This window comes from uncultured Agitococcus sp. (assembly GCF_937920075.1).
Lineage (GTDB): Bacteria > Pseudomonadota > Gammaproteobacteria > Pseudomonadales > Moraxellaceae > Agitococcus.
The window spans coordinates 1-1,124 of record NZ_CALETI010000010.1 but is presented as its reverse complement, the minus strand read 5'-3'; the positions used below and the strand labels follow the sequence as shown (position 1 = coordinate 1,124).

The window sequence follows — 1,124 nt, the reverse complement described above, 5'->3', positions numbered from 1 at the left end:
ATTTTATGCTTGATGCTAAAGACTCTAATTTAAAACTGTGCGATTTTGTGACCATTGAGTCTAAACAAAAACAGGATTTTACAGGCTCACCATTAGAGCTACTTCTACAAATTACCAAGCGCGTAGAAAAGCAGACAGGTACAACATGGGCATTTATTGCGCGTCAATTCGCGTTTAGCACTCAAACATTTAGCAATCGCACTGTTGATATAGATGGGAGTGATACTAGCCTATTATTTGATTTAAACTTAAAGGCCGCGCATGACAAGATATATGACCCAGCATCATTAGTATCAGGTTCAATTGTTGAGATTATTATAAGGTCAGGCGTGTTAGTATCAGCCTCTAATACCTCAAACTACGCTTTAACCAATCCTAATACATGGCCGAGCGGTGTATTTGTCAGGCTTATTATTGAGTCAGGGGCGATTGTAGCAGGGAGAGGGGGCAAAGGCGGGGATGCGTGTTGGTATTATCAATCCTCAAATAGCCCACCTAAACCTGATGAAATTGATTTCGTTTTTGGTGAAAATGGTGAAAATGGTGGTAATGCTATTTTAGCTAATTACGCGATAACTATAGATAATAAGGGGACTATTTCAGGTGGTGGTGGTGGTGGTGGTGCAGGTGTTGCAATGCTTTTAGGTAATGACACTACATCTGAGTATTCAGGTGGTGGTGGTGGTGGTGCGCCAATTGGATTTGGTGGCAACAGAGGCTACATACATCAATTTGTAGATGGTATTGAGTATTATTTTACAGATAATAATTTTGAAACAGCAGGTAAAACAGCAACAAATACACAAGGTGGCGATGCAGGTATAAAGTTTTGTAAATCAACGCCTTCGCCATTTGGTTATACAGCAAATGGAGGTAAAGGGGGGGATTTGGCACAAAATGGAGAAAATGGATATAACCCTTTATTTCCGTCATCATTTACAGCAGGGGTTGGAGGCACAGCAGGCGATGCAATTCACGGTCAATCGTTTATCGTGTGGGAAAATATCGGTACAATTTACGGGGCAACATCATGACAGATAAGAAAATAAGCGAACTAAGCTCAAACGGGACGCTAGACGGTACTGAAACAACTGTGCTTGTACAAAGTGGCAGTAATGTTAAGG

Annotated in this window: 1 pseudogene; it reads left to right on the top strand. The window is 41.0% G+C overall.

The window, feature by feature from the left end:
- Nucleotides 1-1,034: pseudogene (locus Q0212_RS00340) on the top strand (hypothetical protein); the annotation flags it as partial.
- Between the last annotated feature and the right edge of the window lie 90 nt (nucleotides 1,035-1,124).